Origin of the sequence: Enterococcus sp. C46 (assembly GCF_040887565.1) — a bacterium.
GTDB lineage: Bacteria > Bacillota > Bacilli > Lactobacillales > Enterococcaceae > Enterococcus_B > Enterococcus_B lactis.
Genome location: NZ_JBFOGA010000015.1, coordinates 1 through 20,185 on the forward strand (window position 1 = coordinate 1; position 20,185 = coordinate 20,185).

A 20,185-nucleotide genomic window follows, 5' to 3' on the forward strand; every position below is an offset into this window, starting at 1 on the left:
AGTCTTTTTTATTTTTTAAACGGGAAGTAGCTCAGCTTGGTAGAGCACTTGGTTTGGGACCAAGGGGTCGCAGGTTCGAATCCTGTCTTCCCGATTTTTTTTATCTTGCTTTTTGTTTTCAAATGATTTATAATTTTTTTAAATTGAATATGCGCCCATAGCTCAACTGGATAGAGTGTTTGACTACGGATCAAAAGGTTAGGGGTTCGACTCCTCTTGGGCGCGTCGATACGGAATAGCATATTCCGTATTTTTTTTTGTTGATTCTAAAGGATTTATTTAACAAAAAGCGTTCTTCTTTCTTTCTATTACCAAATTCGTTATAATTAAGGTCAATATTAGTCAAAGGGAATGAATAAGATGGCACATCAGAATACCTCGGATTTAATTGAATCATATATAAAGAAAATTCTGGAAAATAGTGAAATGATCGAGATTCGAAGGATTGAAATGGCAGACCTCTTTAACTGTGTTCCTTCACAAATCAACTATGTGATTAATACCCGTTTTACCATCCAACGCGGTTATTTAGTAGAGAGCAAACGCGGGGGTGGCGGCTATATACGAATTGCGAAAGTAAGAATATCAGATAAAAAACAGTTACTTGAGCAGATAAATCAGTTGTTTGATGATACAATCAGTGAGAAAAATGCTTTTGCTATTATTCAAAAACTTTATGAAGACCAAATAATTACAAAAAAAGAAGGAAACTTGATGTTAAGTGCAATTGCAAAAAACACATTGAATTTCAATGAATTTGAAGATCATACACGTGCTCGGATTCTCCGAGCATTTCTGGAACGTTTAAGTTATGAAGATGGGAAGTGAGATTAGATGGAAGAACTTTTTACTGAAAGAGCCCAAGCGGTATTAGAAATTGCACAAGAAGAAGCAAAACGATTGAAACATCAATCAGTTAGTTCAGAGCATGTTTTACTAGCGTTAGTAGTTGAACAAAATGGAATTGCTGGAAAAGTATTACGTGAAATGGATTTGAATGAGACAGAAATTTATGAAGAAATTGAACATCTGATTGGTTATGGCGGTATCCGTTCTTACCCTAAAGGAGTCTTTCTTCCATATTCTCCAAGAATGAAACAAGTTTTTGCTTTAGCTAGTAGCGAAGTAAAGAAAACGGGTTCTCAAAAAGTTGGAACAGAACATATTTTGATGAGCTTATTAAAAGATGAAAGTATCATGGCTACTCGAATTATGATCAACTTAGGTATCAGCCTTTCAAAAGCCCGACAAGTTCTGAAACAAAAAATGGGACTAGCTGGTGATTCGGGTGGAAAGGGAATGAATCGTCGTAGAAATATACAAGATAAACGGCAAACACCACAAGGCACGCCTACACTAGATTCATTAGCACGTGATTTAACGAAATTAGCAAAAGAAAACAAGTTGGACCCAGTTGTTGGACGTTCTAGAGAAGTGAAACGGCTTATCCAGATTCTTAGCCGACGGACAAAGAACAACCCTGTATTGGTGGGTGAACCTGGCGTAGGTAAAACAGCCATTGCTGAAGGGTTAGCTCAAAAAATCATTTTAGGTGAAGTACCAGAAGACATGCAAGAAAAGCGCCTGATGATGCTTGATATGGGATCTTTGGTTGCTGGTACGAAATACCGCGGTGAATTTGAAGATCGAATGAAAAAAGTCATTGACGAAATCTATAATGATGGTCAAGTAATCTTGTTCATTGATGAATTGCATACCTTAATTGGTGCAGGTGGCGCAGAAGGAGCAATTGATGCTTCGAATATCTTGAAACCGGCGTTAGCTCGAGGAGAATTACAAACGATTGGAGCAACGACTCTAGACGAATATCAAAAATATATCGAAAAAGATTCTGCATTAGAACGGCGTTTTGCACGAATTCAAGTAGATGAACCAACTCCTGAAGAAGCGGAAGAGATTCTTCAAGGATTGCGTTCAAGATATGAAGAGCACCACGGGGTAGAGATTACAGATGAAGCTGTGCGGGCAGCAGTTAATCTTTCTGTTCGTTATATCACTTCTCGTCAACTACCTGATAAAGCTATTGATTTGATTGATGAATCAGCGGCGAAAGTCCGTTTGGATCAAACCGATCACTTAACAAAATCAACTGTAATCAAATTAGAAATTGATGAATTAGTACAAGAAAAAGAAGCAGCGATCCAAAAACAAGACTTTGAAAATGCTGCGCAATTACGTAGACAAGAAAAAGCACTACGTAAAAAGCTACAAAAAGTTTCTGCAATCGAAGCAAAACAAGAACAAGGATATTCTGATCGTGTAACGGAAGAAGATGTTGCTACAGTTGTATCGGAGTGGACTGGTGTCCCTCTACAGCAGTTGGAGAAAAAAGAAAGTGAACGTTTGTTAGAATTGGAAGGTCTCCTGCATGAACGGGTGGTTGGTCAAGATGAGGCTGTCAAAGCAGTTTCACGCGCCATTCGTCGTGCACGAAGCGGCTTGAAAGATCCTGACCGTCCAATTGGATCATTTATGTTCCTTGGACCAACTGGTGTCGGAAAAACAGAGTTGGCCAAAGCACTTTCAGAAGTCATGTTCGGAAGCGAAGATGCCCTGATCCGTGTTGATATGTCAGAATTTATGGAAAAATACAGTACAAGCCGATTAATCGGATCTCCTCCAGGATACGTAGGGTATGATGAAGGTGGACAGTTGACAGAAAAAATTCGTCAAAAACCATATTCAGTGATTCTCTTAGATGAAGTGGAGAAAGCACATCCAGATGTTTTCAATTTACTTCTGCAAGTATTGGATGATGGTCATTTAACAGATTCTAAAGGTAGAAAAGTGGACTTTAGAAATACGATCATGATTATGACTTCAAATATCGGAGCGACACAAATTCGAGAAGAAAAAAATGTCGGATTTAATGTCCAAGATGTCACGAAGGATCACAAAGCCATGCAAAAACGTATCTTAGAAGAGTTAAAGAAAGCTTTCCGACCTGAATTCTTGAATCGAATTGATGAGACTGTCGTCTTCCATTCATTGAGTAAAGATGAAATCCATACAATCGTCCAAATCATGAGTAAAGCGATTATCAAGCGATTGAAAGAACAAGATATTCAAGTGAAAATCACCCCATCTGCAATCGATGTGATCGGGAAAGCCGGATTTGATCCTGAATATGGTGCACGTCCAATCCGTCGCGCACTTCAAAAAGAAATTGAAGATCGATTGAGCGAGGCATTGCTTGGCGGAGAGATTCGCTTAGGTGACCACGTAACAGTAGGTGCATCAAAGGGAAAAATCACATTGAATGTTCGCGGGCCTAAAAAGGAAACAGTAGGTTCCCTATAGGTACTCGGTCTGTGTTAGCTGAATTTTTATAATAGTAAGACTTGATTAAGAGGTTGTGACAAGATTTTTGTCACAATCTCTTTTTATATTTGGACAGAATATATCGAACTTTATTTTGACTTTTTGTGAAATAATTTTCAAAAATCCGACTTTAAATAGAAGAAGTATTGGAAAGTTTTTAGAGCTATGCTACTATTATGAAGTTGTAGGAGGAGGAAATTATGATCGAACTCATAACCACAGTAGAGACTATCAAACAAGCAGAACAGTTGCTTGCTGCAGGTGCAGACACACTATATTTCGGTGAAGAGCAATTTGGATTGCGTCTGCCTGCTTCGTTCACACGAGAAGAACAGCGACAATTAGTAGAATTAGCACACAAGCATGGTAAAAAAGCAAATATTGCTGTAAATGGGATCATTCATCCTGAAAAAATGAAAAATATACCTGAATATTTGGCTTTTTTAAAAGAAATAAACGTAGATGTGATCACAGTTGGTGATACAGGTATCATTTATACGATGAAAAAGAATCCTGAATTGCGTATACCGTATATTTATGATGCTGAAACATTAGTAACGAGTGCACGTCAAATCAATTTCTGGGCGAAAAAAGGCGCAGTTGGCGCAGTACTTGCTCGTGAAGTTCCTTTTGAAGAGATGAAGGCGATGGAAGAAAAACTCGACATTCCTGTAGAAATCCTTGTGTATGGTGCTACATGCATCCATCAATCCAAACGTCCACTGCTACAGAATTACTATAACTATACGAAGCAAGACGAACAAAAAGATCGTGAAAGAGGTCTTTTTATCTCGGAACCAAAAAAAGAAGAGACACATTATTCTATTTATGAAGATAGTCATGGCACACATATTTTTGCCAGTAATGATCTAAATCTCTCGAATGAATTGAATGAACTTTATCAGCATCATTACCGTACATGGAAATTGGACGGGTTATTTACTCCAGGCGAAAATTTCGTGACTATCACTCAACTATTCGCCGAAGCAAAAAAACAAATTTTAGAAGGTAGCTGGAATCAAGAAAAAGCAGAAAAATTGACGAGCGAAATCAACAAATTGCATCCTGAAAACCGGGAATTAGATACAGGATTCTTTTATATTGATCCTTCTGCTATCAAATAAGGAGTATGATGAATGAAATGACAGTAAAAAGAAAATTGAAACGTCCAGAAATCTTAGCGCCAGCAGGAACACTGGAAAAGTTAAAAACAGCGATCCATTATGGAGCAGATGCAGTATATATTGGCGGAAATGCGTATGGTTTAAGAAGCCGTGCAGGTAATTTTACTTATGAAGAAATGGCTGAAGGGGTTGCTTTTGCAAAAGAACACGATGCAAAAGTGTACGTTGCTGCTAATATGGTCACCCATGAAGGAAATGAAGAAGGCGCTGGGGAATTTTTCCGTAGTCTGCGCGATGTCGGTATTTCTGCAGTGATCGTTTCTGATCCAGCTTTGATCGAAATTTGCGCGACAGAAGCTCCAGGTCTGCCGATCCATTTATCTACTCAAGCTTCAGCAACCAATTTTGAGACATTGGAATTCTGGAAAGAGGAAGGGTTGGAACGTGTCGTTTTAGCTCGTGAAGTTTCAATGGAGGAAGTGGCAGAAATCCGTAAAAATACGGATATCGAAATCGAAGCATTTATTCATGGAGCCATGTGTATTTCTTATTCTGGTCGCTGCACATTGTCCAACCATATGTCAATGCGAGATGCGAATCGTGGCGGATGCTCTCAATCTTGTCGCTGGAAATATGGATTGTTCGATATGCCTTTTGGTCAAGAACGAAATAGTTTGACTGATACAGGAGAAATTGAAGAAGAATTCTCGATGAGTGCAGTTGATATGTCCATGATCGAGCATATTCCAGAATTGATTGAAAACGGCGTAGACAGCTTCAAGATCGAAGGAAGAATGAAATCGATCCATTATGTATCTACAGTGTCAAATGTCTATAAAGCAGCTGTAGACAGCTATATGGAAGATCCTGAAAACTATGTCTGCAAACAAGAATGGATCGACGAGTTATGGAAAGTGGCACAACGAGAGTTAGCTACAGGCTTTTATTACAATACACCAACTGAAAACGAGCAATTATTTGGTGAACGTCGTAAAATCCCAGTATATAAATTTGTCGGTGAAGTATTATCTTATGATGAGGCAACACAGATTGCTACGATACGTCAGAGAAACTTATTCTCTGTAGGGGATGAAATCGAATTTTATGGTCCAGGATTCAGTCATTTCAGTCAAACAGTCGAAATCATGCATAATGAAGAAGGGGAATCCATTGACCGAGCACCAAATCCAATGATGGTTTTGGCCATGCCAGTTGCACAACCAGTGAAACCTGGAGATATGATCCGGAAACGCAAATAAAGAAAAAGCTGATACATCTTTGTTTCAAGCATCTTCGCATACAAAATCTAAGAAAAGTGTTACACTTGTTTTCTGTAGAAAAAGGATCGTTAAATAAAGGTTTTGATTGATCTCTTCAATAAGGAGGAACAAAATGCAAATATATGATTACATCGTAATTGGTGGCGGCTCTGGCGGTATTGCTTCAGCAAACAGAGCAGGGATGCATGGCGCAAAAGTTTTGCTGATTGAGGCAAATGAATTAGGCGGAACCTGTGTCAATGTCGGTTGTGTACCTAAAAAAGTCATGTGGCAAGCAAGTACGATTTTGGAAACAATTGAACGCGATGCTCCAAGTTACGGCATCCAAGCAGATTTAAAAAGTGTTGATTTCGCTGGTCTAGTAGAAAGACGAGAAAAATATATTGATTTTCTACACGGTGCTTACCAAAGAGGATTAGATAGCAATCATGTCGAGGCTATAAAAGGATATGCTACTTTTATCGATAGTCAAACGATTGAAGTAAACGGTGAAACTTATCATGCGCCTAAAATTTTGATTGCGACTGGAGGCCGTGCAAGCAAAATGGGCATTCCTGGTGGTGAGTACGCCATTGATTCAAATGGATTTTTTGAATTAAGGGAATTACCTAAGAGAGCAATCGCTTTAGGTGCTGGATACATCGCAGCTGAACTTTCAGGTGTATTTCGTGGTTTAGGTAGTGAAGTCATGTGGGCATACCGAAAAGAACGTCCACTTAGAACGTTTGATAAAATGCTTTCGGACAATCTGATCCAAATGTACCAAGAAGCTGGGATCAAGACTTACGCACATCATATGGCTAAAGAAATCACTAAAAACAATGACGAATACACGGTGTTATTTGAAAATGGCGAAACCTTAACTGGTGATTGTGTCCTTTTTGCAGGCGGGCGTGTGCCGAATACTGAAAATTTAGGTTTGGAAAATACAAATGTCGAATTGGACGAAAAAGGATTTATTAAAGTAGATAAATACCAGAACACAACGGATGAACATATTTTTGCGGTTGGTGATGTGATCGGTAAATTAGATTTGACTCCTGTTGCAATCGCAGCTGGCCGACGTTTGTCGGAACGTTTGTTTAATGGGAAGAAAGATTCTTATCTTGACTATAATCTTGTTCCGACAGTCGTCTTTACGCATCCACCAATTGCAACGATTGGATTGACAGAAGAAGAAGCATTGGAAAAATACGGAGAAAATGACCTGAAAGTTTATCGTTCACGCTTTACTCCAATGTACTTTGCTTTGAATGAATATCGCCAAAAATGCGAAATGAAATTGATTTGCGTCGGAAAAGAAGAAAAAATTGTCGGCTTGCATGCCATTGGTGTAGGTGTCGATGAAATGCTACAAGGTTTTGCTGTGGCTATCAAGATGGGGGCAACTAAAGAAGACTTTGATAATACAGTAGCCATCCATCCAACAGGAGCGGAAGAATTCGTAACGATGCGATAATTTAATACTAGCAGTTCTAGTAGCTTTTTATTGAATAAACCAATGTAAAACCCGAAAATCTGTATACTGATTTTCGGGCTTTTTATTTTTTCATTGTTTATGTAAGATGGCTTCGATATTTTCCCAAAACGAATAAGCAGGGAAGTTGGATATTTTGATTATCTTCGTATTCAGCTGATTCCTATCTAAAGGAAAGTCGGTCAAAACCAAATCATATTGATTGATCAACCGATAGTTCAAATCAAAAAAGCTATCCTGATATTCTTTTATTTCTTTTATCTCAGGAAATTTTTTAGTTAACAATTCCTTATATAAGAAACAAACTTTCGGTTCTTGAGAAGAAAGGATCATGACTGTATATGTCTTTTTTTTTGGAATGATTCGATCAATAAGAGCTGGAGACAGCAAAACCAGTTCTTCCAGCAATTCTTCATATAATAGACGATTGGTTAGAATAAACGAATAATTTTCTTCCACTAATGCTTGTTCATAAAAAGAAAGAATGAGTGGATCCGAATTCAAGACGATCACAAAGAATTGTTTAAAGGAATTGGTTAGAAAAGGTAAAAACTCCTTCTTGAAAGAAATCAAATGATACAAGTAATTTAATTGCTGATCAGATAACATCGTATCAGTAGATAAAGAACGATAGAAATTTTGTGACAAATTTCTTAATTTTTTGATTTCATGAGCTGGCGCCTTTACAGAAGCAAAATGGATCATCTGGCTGATTGGACGCAAAAGTTCACTAGCTGTTTCTTTAGTTAAATAGAAATGATAATTTTTCTCCATAACGGAGCAAAATGTAACGTTATTTTTCGTTCGCTCAAAAAATAAATCAATATCCATTTCGAGAGGTTGGCTTTTCAACTGATCGGATAATCTATGTTTCTTTCCGAGCCGGATAATAGAAATCAAAAAATAATAAATCAAAAACAGCTGTTTGTGGACAGATAGTTTGTTTAATGGAGGATAAAGTTTCATGTATCGTTTGATAGCTGCAGACAATATTTGGTAATGAGGAAGTTGATCCGGTGTATAGATCTCCTCGAATAAACTGCAGTAGAAAAAACGTATTTGTCTCTCCTCACCTTGAATATGTACATATGGAGTAGTGTGGATTCTAAAAAGAAATCCTCGCTTTTGAAAGGATTCATTCAGAAACATAATGATTCTGCGAATACTTGCTGTACTCATAAATAACTGATCAGCTAGTTTAGCAATACAAGGTTCTTGCATCAAAATGATTTTCAACACTTGTATATGGCTTGAATGTTTTAAGATAGTACTCGTGATGCTTTCTAAATTATATTCACAAGGTAATCTCAAAGAAACTTTCTGATGCTCGTCGATATGAATAGATGCCGGAGAATGAACAAAATTAAATGCGGCAATATCAGATAAGAGTGTTTTTTTTGTTACAGCAATTTTCTTCTCTAAGTCTTCTAAATAAAATGAATCCATACTCAAAAGCATGGCTAATCTTAACTGTCTTTCTGATAATTTTTCAAGCATAGTTATATCTTCTGTCATATTTCCAACTGCGTTTTTAAGAAATAATAGATAAAACGCTCCTTCACTTCCTTTCTTTTCAGTCGCTCTTAATCATTATCCCACGTTATAGAGAAAATTGATTCATTTGTATGTTTGTTCAACAATTTTAAGCAACAGGCAGAATAAACAGCAAAAACAGAATGCTTTGACCTCATATTTTTGTTAATTAAAATAACGTAATAACTATAAAATAAATAGTTTGATATTTTGTATTTTTGTTATTTTTAATTTGATATATGCTCCATTAGATATAGTTATTTATACTGTTTATCCAAAAATAATAATTATAACATATAAAAACAGTTTTTAAGAAACAGGTTTTCCAAAATAGAAAAAAAAAAATACTAAATTCTAGCGTAAATAACTGTAGGATAGATTTAATAGCAAACGAGAAAAGGGGAAGAAAAAAATGGTAGGATTTTTAGAAAAGCAACTAGAGAGACAAATCATGCTGATCTGCTTGTTAAGCATGGATATGGCTGAGATCAACGACCTCGCGGAAGAGCTAAAAGTAACGGATAAAACAATTATTGCAGATATTGATAATTTTAATTCTTCTTGTTTTCCTGCGTACATCGAGGTCAATCAGTATAAAGAAGTAACGTTGAAAATACCCAGTAACCTCAATTTAAATGATATTTTTATCAAGATCCTAAATAATTCTATCTATATAGAAGTCTTAAAATACATTCTGATTTCAGAACCATCACTAACTGAGATTTCAGCTAAATTATTTTTGAGTAAGACAAGTGTCAGGAGAATCATTACCAAAATAAATACGTACTTTTCAAAAGAAAGATTAGATATACAAATCATCTTAACCACCAGACTTCAAATCATCGGTGATGAAATCTATATTCGCAAATTTTTCTCAAGTATGTTCAAAGAAATCTGCAAAGAAAAAGATCTTCCTTATTTTGAAATGATTTATAAAATGTTGAAACGCTGTTTGATCAAGCAAGGACGGGATGCTAGCTCTTCTAAAATCATTTATACAGTCTATTATATTTTTACTTCGATCATTCGAATCGGGAACGACCATCTGATTCCTAAAGAGGAACTGGCAGATCGACCAGCTGTCGTTGATTCAATTATGGAAACGATCAAGAGTGATACTGTCTTCTGCACACTTATTAATCAAAATTATAAATTTGTGATCAGTAGAGAAAATATAGAAAATATTTTGAGTCCATATCTCAGTCTGCTTTTTACCAATCCAGCTGAAACGGATGAGTATATGCTCAGAAGAGTAGAACTGTTTCTTAAACATTTCTATTATCTTTCCAATATCAATGAAACGGTCACACCTGAAAAGGTTTTGCATTTTACCAGTTTTATTACCTTTTATAAAGAATTGACTTTTTTCAAAGTCAGCTATGCAGATATCTTTTATAAGAAAATCCTAAAGAAAAAAGTCCAGATATGGGAAGCTTATCAAAGTGCATTGATTATCTCTAACTTGTCCTCTGTACGGAAAAATGAACTTTTGTTAAAAGAATTACTGTTGGAGCTGATTGTCTCTTCGAATGAATTACTGCATCAAGTGGAGCCAAAATTAAAAGAACGGTCTATTTTGTTATTAAGTTCACAAGAAATGGGACTGCCTATTTTATATAAGAACTTGATTTTGAATAAGTACCCTTCTTTTAAGAAAATCGATATTTATGAAAAAGATGTTTTTTCTTTAGACTATACACTGATCAACCAATACGACCTATCAGTACGATCAAAGATCTTGCTGATACTGCTAATGTCAAGTTACACCTTCTCAATGAACAAGAAATATCTCAAGAGTTGAACAATTTATTGCCAGCTGTGCGTAGAGAAGGAGAGATTAATAAACAAAATCCAAACTTAGAAAATAAAGTAGGACAAGCGCGTAAAAATGCTAAGTCTATGAGAAATTCATTAGTTCAAGAAAATTCTCATCAAGTTCGCTGATACGAATCAAAAAAATAAGGAACTGTGACAAAAGTCTTGTCGCAGTTCCTTTTTCCGAATAAACGGTGTTCCAGAAGTAACTTCTTCGGAAATAAGCCGAAATTTCACAAAAATTTGAAAAGCAATTTTCGTAAACTCCTTCTTATTTCTTGAAGCTGACCACTTCTGTCACAACCTCTTCAAATCGTTAAATGGATTGCACAATGATCGTTAGTAATAGACCCAATACATAGCTAGCATTGAACAAGACCATATTTTTGATGGAATAGCTGAAACTGATAGGTTGGGGTAATGTTTGCTTGAATTGATCTAAATGCTTCTTCACAATTGGCAAAGTCAAGAAGGTGACTAAGATTGGCCATTCATAGATACCACTCAACAAGCCCATCAAGATCACAAAATAGCAAGCATACATCAATAACTGGAATAAGACTGTTCCTGCTGGGCGTCCGATATAAAAAACCAGTGTATAGCGATGATTTTCAATATCGCGGTCAAGATCTCGTAAATTATTAGCTAACATGATATTGGCAATCGTAAACACCAAGGGTAAGGAAGCCAATACAATGGCTGCTACAGCCCAAAGGTTTCCTACCAAAGCAAATTGTCCGGATGAAAAATCGATTGTCAGATCATAGACATCCGAACCGAATGTATTGACATAAACGACCATGGCAAAAATCCCAAGTCCCATAGTCACCCCGCTGAAGATTTCCCCTAAAGGCATTCGTGACAAGGGAATGGGACCGAATGTATAAAATACTCCGATGAAACAACAGATAAATCCCATCAAAAGCAAAAGCCAACCCGTATTGATTGTTAAAATAACGCCAATAACAAAAACAAATGCGATCATCGCTAAAATCATGTTTCGGATCAATACAGGGGATAGATTTCGGCGACCAATGACGTTTTCTTCATACTTATATACTTCAGAATGCGCCTTTTCATAATCCATGTAATTATTGATCGCGGTTGTCGCTAAATCAAAAACTAGCATCCCAACAAAAAATAAAAAAGTGTTCAACCAATGTATCTCGTTAAAAAAAGCGATAGAGAATAATACCCCTACCGCAAAAGGAAATACACTAGCCACCTTTGTTCGTATTTCAACTACTTCTAAAAAGATTTTTAGTGTCATGGTTCGTGCTCCTTATTTTAGTTCAGAACGGTCACCCATCGTGTAATGGGAGTCCTCAGATAATTTGAAAGTGTCTTTGATCGGATCGGTCACATATACTTTATCGTCTTTTGTCACGAAGATTGCTTCCGTCCCATTGTTCAATTCACTTTCAACATATTCCAGACCTTTTTTCACACCCATTGAAAAGACTGCTGTAGACAGACCGTCACCATCAATGGATTTATCTGTTATGATCGTGACACTTGCGATATCGTTGTCGAATGGATAACCTGTTTTTGGATCAAACAAATGATGGTATTTTTTGCCATCTACTTCTAGATAGCGCTCATAAATTCCAGAAGTAACTAATGTTTTGTTCCGTTCTTTGATAGAACCTAAAACAGAGCCACGAGCCATATTTGGATCTTGGATGCCGACTGTCCAGTCTTGGTTTTCGCCTCTTGGGCTGTGTCCTAAGACATAGACATTCCCACCTAAATCAACGATAGCAGTAGTCACACCTTGTTTTTTCAAGACTTTCACTACTTCGTCTGTAATGTAGCCTTTGGCGATCGCCCCTAAGTCGATGATCATTCCTTTTTCTTTTAGATAGACCGTTTTTTCTTGGTCATTTAGTTCAATTTTATGATAATCCACTAATTTCAATGCCTGATCGATTTCTTCTTGTGAAGGTTTTCTGGCGTCATCAAATCCGATTCGCCATAATTGAGTGATTGCACCGATTGCCATATCGAATCCGCCTTGAGAATCTTGGCTGTATTCATAGGCTCGTTTGACTAATGTGTAGACGTCGTCAGAAACTTTTACGGGTTTGATTCCAGCCTGTTCATTCACTTCATCAATCTCGGAACCTTTTTGGTTGATCGTGATTTTATCACCAAGCTCTTTTACTCGATCAAAGGCAGGTTTCAATGCTGCTTCTTTGCCTTCATCATACACACGGATACGAACGTAAGTCCCTAACAAGAACTGTTCATCAGAGTACGGATCTTTCAAGATCTTGGTAGAAGCTGAACTTTCAGTGGTTGTTTTTTTTGCTGAATTAGTACAGCCAGTTAGCACCATAAAAGAGATGCCCAGTGTGATTAAGGAAAATAGTAGTTTTTTCCGCATTGTTTTCCTCTCTTCATTTTGAAAGGTGAGACGACTGCCTAATCTGGCTATCGTCCCACCCTCCAACTTTTATTAATATGGTTATATGATATTACTCTGTTACGATATTGTCTACTTCGATTGTTTGAGTGTCGCCTTTTTCAGCTGCATTCACTAATTGTTGTGCGTACATGATGAATGAATGTGAGCTGTGTGTAGCACCTGTAACAACTTCTACATCAGCAGGTGAGCCATCTTCTTCACCCATTGCTTTGACGAATTCATCGTTAAGAGTAGGGATGTAAGTTTTTGGTTCTGTTCCGCTTTTGGCTTTCATGTTTTCATTGTATTCTGTATCATCTTGTTTTGATTTACCGTCTTTGTCGATATAATCAAAGTTTGATTCAGTTACTTTGCCGCCAGCAACTGTCATTTCGAATTGCACACGGTAGCCGTTAGAGTAGTTCTTTTCTTCTAGCTTGTAAGTGCCGTCTTTCAAATCAGCACCATTGTCGATTTCGATTGTATCTGTGTTCCCAGCTTGAGCAGCTTGGATCAATTGTTGTGCGTAGTTTTGGAAGCTTTCAGATGAGTGAGTAGCTCCAGTTACGACTTCCACACCGCTTGCGCTTTGTGCTTTTAAGAATTGGTCGTTCAACTCAGGAATATATTTTTCTGGATTTGTGCCAGATTTTGCTTCCATGTTTTTGTTGTATTCTGCATCTTTTGTTTTTGATTCGCCGTTTTCATTGATGTTATCATATTTTGATTCAGTAATTTTACCGTCTTTTACAACCATTTCAAAAACTGCGCGGTAACCATTTGAATAATTTTTTTCTTCTAATTTATATGTGCCGTCTTGCAAGTCTCCGCCAGCAACAACTTTTGTAGATGATTCTGTTGTGCTTTTTGCAGTTGAAGATTGTGCTGTAGATGATTCAGAAGAAGAATTTGAACTTCCGTTATCATCTGCGCCGCAAGCGCCTAACACTAGAGCTGAAAATGCTAACACGGCAAATCCAGTTACAAAACGTTTTTTCTTCATTTTAATACCCCACCATTCCATTTTTAGTCCACAATTTTTCTTTGTGATTCATTATACATTCTAATCTTTTTAGCCTATAAGTCAACTATTTTTGATAAATAACCCGCGTAATATTTCAAACGTTTTCTTTCAGCAAATTTCGTGAAAAAACGCTTTATTTTAAAATTTGAAAAAAATCCAAAAGGAGTTAGACAAAAGAACAGAACATCTATATAATATATGGAGATTGTGTAATAAGTATCAAACTAAAAGAATTATCATATATTCATTATATAGATAGTCTATAAGGAGCGGATGATCAATGGCAAAGCAAAATATTGTCGTTGTAGGAGCAGGATATGCCGGTGTTTCAGCTACAAAATACTTGGCAAAAAAACTGAAAAAAGAAGATGTAGCAATTACTCTGATCGATCGTCATTCGTACCATACTATGATGACCGAGTTGCATGAAGTAGCTGGCGGACGTGTAGAACCAGAAGCAATCCAATACGATCTGCAGCATTTGTTTGCTCGTCAAAAGAATGTGCAACTTGTCACAGATACAGTTGTCGGTATCGATAAAGAACAGAAAATCGTCAAGACCAAATTGGGTTCCTATCCTTTTGATCAGCTGATCCTTGGAATGGGCGGAGAGCCGAATGACTTTGGTACACCTGGTGTCAAAGCTCACGGATTCACCCTTTGGTCATTTGAAGATTCTGTAAGGATTCGTGAACATATTGAGAAAACAGTAGCAAAAGCTGCGTTGGAACCAAATGATGAGTTGCGTAAAGCCATGCTGACTTTCGTTGTCTGTGGTTCTGGGTTTACCGGTATTGAAATGATTGGGGAACTGATTGACTGGAAAAATCGCTTAGCCAAAGATTACAAGTTGGATCCAAACGAGATCACACTGATGGTCGTAGAGGCAATGCCGACGATCTTGAATATGTTAGACCGAAATGATGCTGCAAAAGCTGAACGCTATTTGCGTAAGCACAATGTAGAATTATTATTGAATGCACCAATCGTAGAAGTGGCTGCGGATCATATCAAGCTGAAGGACGGACGCAACATTCCGACCCACACACTGATTTGGACAGCTGGTGTTAAAGGAACTTCTGATGCTGCTGATTTTGGATTAGAAGCAGCACGCGGACAGCGGTTGATCGCCAATGAATACATGCAGGCAAAAGGCTACGAAGATAAAAACATCTATATCATCGGTGATTTAGTCTTTTATGAAGAGTTTCCAGGAACACCGACACCGCAAATCGTCCAAGCTGCTGAACAAACAGGACACACAGCCGCAGCGAATATCGTGGCTTCGATCAAAGGCGGAGAAAAGCATAAATTTAAAGGAAACTATCAAGGATTTATGGTTTCTATTGGTGCTAAATGGGGGGTAGCTAACCTATTTGACAAGATCCATTTAAGCGGATTTTTAGCTATCGTAATGAAACATATCGTGAATTTGAAATACTTCTTTGATATTCGTTCTGGTTATTATATGTTCCAATATTTAATGCATGAGTTTTTCCATATCAAAGACGATCGCAACGTGACTCGAGGACATTCTTCTCGTTACGGTAACGTCTTATGGAGTGTGCCACTTCGTATTTTCTATGGTTTAGTTTGGTTCGTTGAAGCTTCCAAAAAAATCATTGGTAATGGTGAAGTGTTCAGACCAAGTACTTGGTTTGGTGAAGGATCATGGTTCACTGGAAACAGTGTATTTCCTTGGACGTGGGAATATAATGTAACAGATGTTGCCAGTGGTGCTTCTGCTGCTGGAGATGCAACCACAGCTGCCAGCGGAGCAGGGGCAAGTGCCGGAGAAGCAGCGACTCATGCTGCACATTTCGGTTTGAGTTATGCATACGGAGAAGAACCAATGGCTGTGATCGAGAAGTCACCAGACTGGTTCACGAAGATTATGCAAGTAATCATGCCAAATAATGATGTAGCAATGTTCTTCCAAAAATTTATGGTATTCTTTGAAATCGCCTTGGCATTAGCATTGATTGCTGGATTATTCACATGGCTATGCAGTGCGACAACGATTGTATTAGTGATCACATTCTGTTTATCAGGAATGTTTTATTGGGTAAACATTTGGTTCATTTTTGTTGCTTTCGCATTGATGAACGGCTCTGGTCGTGCGATTGGTTTGGATCGTTGGGTGATTCCGTGGCTACAACGTACACTAGGCAATTGGTGGTACGGTAGACCAAGTGCCCAATACGGCAAGAAATAAATAGATAAAAATAAATGAACAACGTTATTTGAATGCAAGATTTTCAATAGAAAGGGGCTGAGGCAAACCGTCGCAGCCTCCTTTTTATGTAAAACAAAGGAATAAGATGCCCGAGATAAACCTCCTGTTTTAAGCAAGACGTAAGTGTCACAACCTCTTGTTTTTATGCTAAAATTGGGTGAGTTAATCTGGAAAAAGGAGAACAAAAATGAGCCTTAAAGAATTTGCTGAAAAAAGTCTGCTCAAACCTTGGGATGTTTTTATTATTTTGCTTTTGACTGTTCTTTCTTTTTTACCAGTCATGATTTTTGGTCTTCAGCAAAATACCGCAACAGCAGAAAAAGAAGCGGTACTGCGTGTGGATGGCACAGAAATCAAAACATTCCCTTTGATGGCTGGAGAAAAGAGCTACACATATACTTACAAAGATAAACACGGAGATTATAACTTGATTGAGATAGATGGCGATCGAGTACGGATAAAAGAAGCAGACTGCGATGACCAGATCTGCGTACGTCGAGGCTGGGCAACGAAAAATGGTGAAACCATTGTTTGTTTACCACATAAATTAGTGATCGAGGTCCGATCTACAGATGGGGGTGACGAAGACAGTCTGATTTATTAGACCTTCACACACCATGAGCAAATTACAAAAAATGATTTATATTTCGCTACTTGTTGCACAAGGAGTGATCATTGGCTTATTGGAAAATATGATTCCTTATCCTTTTGCTTTTGCGCCTGGAGCAAAATTGGGCTTAGCCAACCTGATCACGATCGTTGCGATTTTTACCATGAAAAAACGGGACAGCTTCTTGCTATTGTGGCTGCGACTATTTCTGACTACCTTGCTAGGTGGAACGATTTCCACGTTCCTTTACAGCATGAGCGGTGCTCTGCTTAGTTATTTTGGGATGTTATTGGTCAAGCAATTAGGACCCAAACGTATCAGTATCATCGGGATCAGTGCGGCCGGTGGGTTCATGCATAATGTCGGTCAGCTTTTGATGGCCTCTTTCATTGCGCAATCATGGACAGTCATGCTGTACTTGCCAGTCCTTTCCGTTTTAGGAATATTGTCAGGAATCGCTATCGGAATCGCGGCGAATTATCTTTTACGACATGTGCAGACACTGCAACGATTCCAAAAAGATTATGAGCAGGGAACCAAACAACAATGGAGCCCGATGTTTACCAAAAAATAATCGTCACACAAGGAGTTTTTTTATGAAGCTACATCCAATGTGGGAAAACTATCCTGCTTTAAGTAAAGAATTGACAGAAACACTAAAACGGATGGAAGAAACTGTCCGTCTGAAAAACAAACCTGTCGAACAAGCAATCAAAGAAACGATCCATGCTGGCGGAAAACTGTTGCGACCTGCCTATCAGCTACTGTTCTCACAATTTGGACCAGAGCAAGACCGGGACAAAGCCATCGCTTTGGCAGCTTCCATCGAAATGCTCCATACGGCCACACTGATTCATGATGATATCGTTGATGAAGCAGATCTGCGGCGTGGTCAGCCTAATATCCGTAGTCAGTTTGGGAATGTCGTTTCTGTTTATGCAGGAGATTATTTATTCGTCTGCTGTTTTAAACTATTGTCTGATTACTCGACTTCCCTGAAAAGTCTTCAATTGAATTCTCGCAGTATGGAAAAAGTATTGAATGGCGAATTAGGGCAGATGGATGATCGCTATAATTATGAACTTTCTGTAAAAGAATATTTGGAGAATATCTCAGGTAAGACAGCTGAATTGTTCCAACTAAGTTGTTCTGTTGGCGCTTTTGAAAGTGGAACAAGCGAGCGTTTCGCAAAAAAAGCAGGAGATATCGGACTCTCTATCGGGATGGCCTTCCAAATTATCGATGATATTTTGGATTATACAAAAGAGAGTCAGGAAATCGGGAAACCTGTACTAGAAGACATGCGTCAAGGAGTTTATTCTTTGCCATTGATCTATTCTTTGCAAAAAAACAAACAGAGTTTACTGCCTTATTTAGAGAAGAAAACGGAAATGACAGAAGAAGATATTGAAGCTGTACGCAAAATCGTTGAACGTACAGGAGGTGTGGGAGAAGCCAAGAAATTAGCAGCAGCCTACACAGAAAAGGCGTTGAAAGAAATCAAGAAATTACCTGATACCTCTCTTCGAACGAGAGAAAATCTTTTTTCCCTTACTCAATTGATTCTAGACCGCAAAGACTGAACAGAAATTGGTGCAACACGTGGATAAATTCCTAAGGATGAAATCTACGTGTTTTTGGATCACTTGAAATGGATTTTTTGATGTTAACAAGCAAAAATAAAGAGCAATGTCACTAACTGACGTTGCTCTTTATTTTTTATCTCGGTTCATTTTTTTTATCTTTTCGACTTCTTATTACTCATGAAAGTGATTCTTAAACCGATTACAAGTAATATAACGCCTGCGATTGTTATCCAATTATTTGATTGACTTCCAGTTTTAGGAAGTACTTTTTTCGATTTATTTAAACGATCATCGCTTGTTTTATTAGCTAAGTTAACGTTCGTCTTGTTATCCGAACTTGTTCTTGGGAAAGAGACACTTGCATGACGACTATCACTTGTGATAAATGTTGTATCTGCCGTATCGATACTGTCACTTGAAGTGGTAGTAAAATCCGAGCTATCACTTGATGTGGTAGTTGTATCTGTACTATCACTTGTGGTAGTAGAATCCGAGCTATCGCTTGAAGTCGTTGTGTCAGTACTATCACTTGTGGTAGTAGAATCTGTGCTATCGCTTGTAGCAGTTGTATCTGTACTATCACTTGTGGTAGTAGAATCTGTGCTGTCACTTGTAGCAGTTGTATCTGTACTATCACTTGTGGACGTTGTATCCGAGCTATCGCTTGAAGTCGTTGTGTCAGTATTATCACTTGTGGTAGTAGAATCTGTGCTATCGCTTGAAGTCGTTGTGTCGGTACTATCACTTGTGGTAGTAGAATCTGTGCTATCGCTTGTAGCAGTTGTATCTGTACTATCACTTGTGGTAGTAGAATCTGTGCTATCGCTTGTAGCAGTTGTATCTGTACTATCACTTGTGGTAGTAGAATCCGAGCTATCACTTGATGTGGTAGTTGTATCTGTACTATCACTTGTGGACGTTGTATCCGAGCTATCGCTTGAAGTCGTTGTGTCAGTACTATCACTTGTGGTAGTAGAATCTGTGCTATCGCTTGAAGTCGTTGTGTCGGTACTATCACTTGTGGACGTTGTATCCGTACCGCCTGTACCATTGTCGCTGATAAATATTTCGTTAGGATCCCAACGATTGGTAGCCGCATCTAAAATCACATTTGTCCCTATAATCGTTCCATCTTGGTTTTGAGTAATGTGAATAGTGGCATTAGGCGCAAGAATCGTTCCTTGAAAAGGAGCACTGATTGTCAAATCAGTCATCTCATTTCCGAAATTCCAAGAGATATTCGCATCCGAAAAATCTTCTGTTTCATGATTTGAACGATCGTTGTATTTGATTGGTGACTGTACGTTCAATGCAGAAGAACTGTTGATGACATTGAATACGACTACTTGATCACTTGGATTGATGATTTGAAGTGGCGTATTCATCGTTAACACTTCTGCGTCGATATTTACCAATAAAAATCCAGAATCTGATAGACCAGTCAAATCAATTATTCGATTATTCATGTCTGGAAAATCCGCAGCAGTATATGTTTTACCTGGGGTGGCAGTTGCAAGGTCATTTGCTGCTACATTCAATCTAGCAAACTCTTGCTCGAAATCAATATATTCGTTACCATCACGGTCTTTATAAAAATCATCCGGAGTTAAGTGATCAAGCCTTGATCCATTAACCGTAGGATGTCCATCTTGTAATGCTACATCCACATCACTACCAACGACAAATTTATTTACTCTTGTGTCGCCAGTAGGGATACCTGAAGAATTAATGAAAGAATCAGTTTTTTGTAT

15 protein-coding genes and 2 tRNA genes are annotated in these 20,185 nt (G+C 37.8%); 12 read left to right on the forward strand and 5 right to left on the reverse strand.

The window, feature by feature from the left end; genetic code table 11:
* Positions 1–20: 20 nt before the first annotated feature.
* From AB3I27_RS13370 to gor, 7 genes are all read left to right on the forward strand, one after another.
* Positions 21–94 (forward strand) — tRNA-Pro (locus tag AB3I27_RS13370).
* A gap of 57 nt (positions 95–151) precedes the next feature.
* Positions 152–225, forward strand: a tRNA-Arg gene (locus AB3I27_RS13375).
* Positions 226–360: 135 nt separating this feature from the next.
* Positions 361–828, forward strand: a complete 468-nt coding sequence (locus AB3I27_RS13380; RefSeq protein WP_002310600.1) for a CtsR family transcriptional regulator — start codon at positions 361–363, stop codon at positions 826–828.
* A gap of 6 nt (positions 829–834) precedes the next feature.
* On the forward strand, positions 835–3,321 hold the full coding sequence (locus AB3I27_RS13385) for an ATP-dependent Clp protease ATP-binding subunit (protein ID WP_002310599.1): 2,487 nt from the start codon (positions 835–837) through the stop codon (positions 3,319–3,321).
* Between the two features lie 221 nt (positions 3,322–3,542).
* Positions 3,543–4,466 carry a peptidase U32 family protein gene (locus AB3I27_RS13390; protein WP_104760424.1) on the forward strand — a complete coding sequence of 308 codons (924 nt, stop codon included), beginning with the start codon at positions 3,543–3,545 and terminating at the stop codon, positions 4,464–4,466.
* Positions 4,467–4,471: 5 nt separating this feature from the next.
* Complete coding sequence (locus AB3I27_RS13395) at positions 4,472–5,725, forward strand: U32 family peptidase (RefSeq protein WP_002310597.1); 1,254 nt, start codon at positions 4,472–4,474, stop codon at positions 5,723–5,725.
* 133 nt (positions 5,726–5,858) lie between these two features.
* Positions 5,859–7,205, forward strand: coding sequence for a glutathione-disulfide reductase (gor, locus tag AB3I27_RS13400; protein ID WP_104760425.1), 1,347 nt, complete (start codon positions 5,859–5,861; stop codon positions 7,203–7,205).
* 90 nt (positions 7,206–7,295) lie between these two features.
* Here the strand turns inward: gor and AB3I27_RS13405 are convergent, their stop codons facing one another.
* Entirely contained in the window at positions 7,296–8,720 is a 1,425-nt protein-coding gene (locus AB3I27_RS13405) for a helix-turn-helix domain-containing protein (protein ID WP_002320497.1), read from the reverse strand.
* A 448-nt stretch (positions 8,721–9,168) separates the two neighbouring features.
* Here AB3I27_RS13405 and AB3I27_RS13410 point away from each other — a divergent pair, with 448 nt between their 5' ends.
* Positions 9,169–10,557, forward strand: coding sequence for a helix-turn-helix domain-containing protein (locus AB3I27_RS13410; RefSeq protein WP_368023020.1), 1,389 nt, complete (start codon positions 9,169–9,171; stop codon positions 10,555–10,557).
* 330 nt (positions 10,558–10,887) lie between these two features.
* Here the strand turns inward: AB3I27_RS13410 and menA are convergent, their stop codons facing one another.
* The 3 genes from menA to pplA form a co-directional block, all read right to left on the reverse strand.
* On the reverse strand, positions 10,888–11,841 hold the full coding sequence (gene menA, locus AB3I27_RS13415) for a 1,4-dihydroxy-2-naphthoate polyprenyltransferase (protein ID WP_002314264.1): 954 nt from the start codon (positions 11,839–11,841) through the stop codon (positions 10,888–10,890).
* 12 nt (positions 11,842–11,853) lie between these two features.
* A complete protein-coding gene (locus AB3I27_RS13420; RefSeq protein ID WP_002310577.1) occupies positions 11,854–12,957 on the reverse strand; it encodes an FAD:protein FMN transferase in 1,104 nt (367 codons plus the stop codon).
* 91 nt (positions 12,958–13,048) lie between these two features.
* Complete coding sequence (pplA, locus tag AB3I27_RS13425; protein ID WP_002314265.1) at positions 13,049–13,981, reverse strand: extracellular electron transfer flavoprotein PplA; 933 nt, start codon at positions 13,979–13,981, stop codon at positions 13,049–13,051.
* 301 nt (positions 13,982–14,282) lie between these two features.
* Here pplA and AB3I27_RS13430 point away from each other — a divergent pair, with 301 nt between their 5' ends.
* From AB3I27_RS13430 to AB3I27_RS13445, 4 genes are all read left to right on the forward strand, one after another.
* On the forward strand, positions 14,283–16,217 hold the full coding sequence (locus tag AB3I27_RS13430) for an NAD(P)/FAD-dependent oxidoreductase (RefSeq protein ID WP_002310575.1): 1,935 nt from the start codon (positions 14,283–14,285) through the stop codon (positions 16,215–16,217).
* Positions 16,218–16,425: 208 nt separating this feature from the next.
* Entirely contained in the window at positions 16,426–16,842 is a 417-nt protein-coding gene (locus AB3I27_RS13435; protein WP_002310574.1) for a NusG domain II-containing protein, read from the forward strand.
* A gap of 13 nt (positions 16,843–16,855) precedes the next feature.
* Positions 16,856–17,422 (forward strand): Gx transporter family protein, encoded by a 567-nt coding sequence (locus AB3I27_RS13440; protein ID WP_002310572.1) that lies wholly within the window; start codon positions 16,856–16,858, stop codon positions 17,420–17,422.
* 22 nt (positions 17,423–17,444) lie between these two features.
* On the forward strand, positions 17,445–18,431 hold the full coding sequence (locus AB3I27_RS13445) for a polyprenyl synthetase family protein (protein ID WP_002310571.1): 987 nt from the start codon (positions 17,445–17,447) through the stop codon (positions 18,429–18,431).
* A 155-nt stretch (positions 18,432–18,586) separates the two neighbouring features.
* Here the strand turns inward: AB3I27_RS13445 and AB3I27_RS13450 are convergent.
* Positions 18,587–20,185, reverse strand: a 1,599-nt coding sequence (locus AB3I27_RS13450) for a collagen-binding domain-containing protein (RefSeq protein WP_368023021.1), incomplete at its 5' end; no start/stop codon positions are given.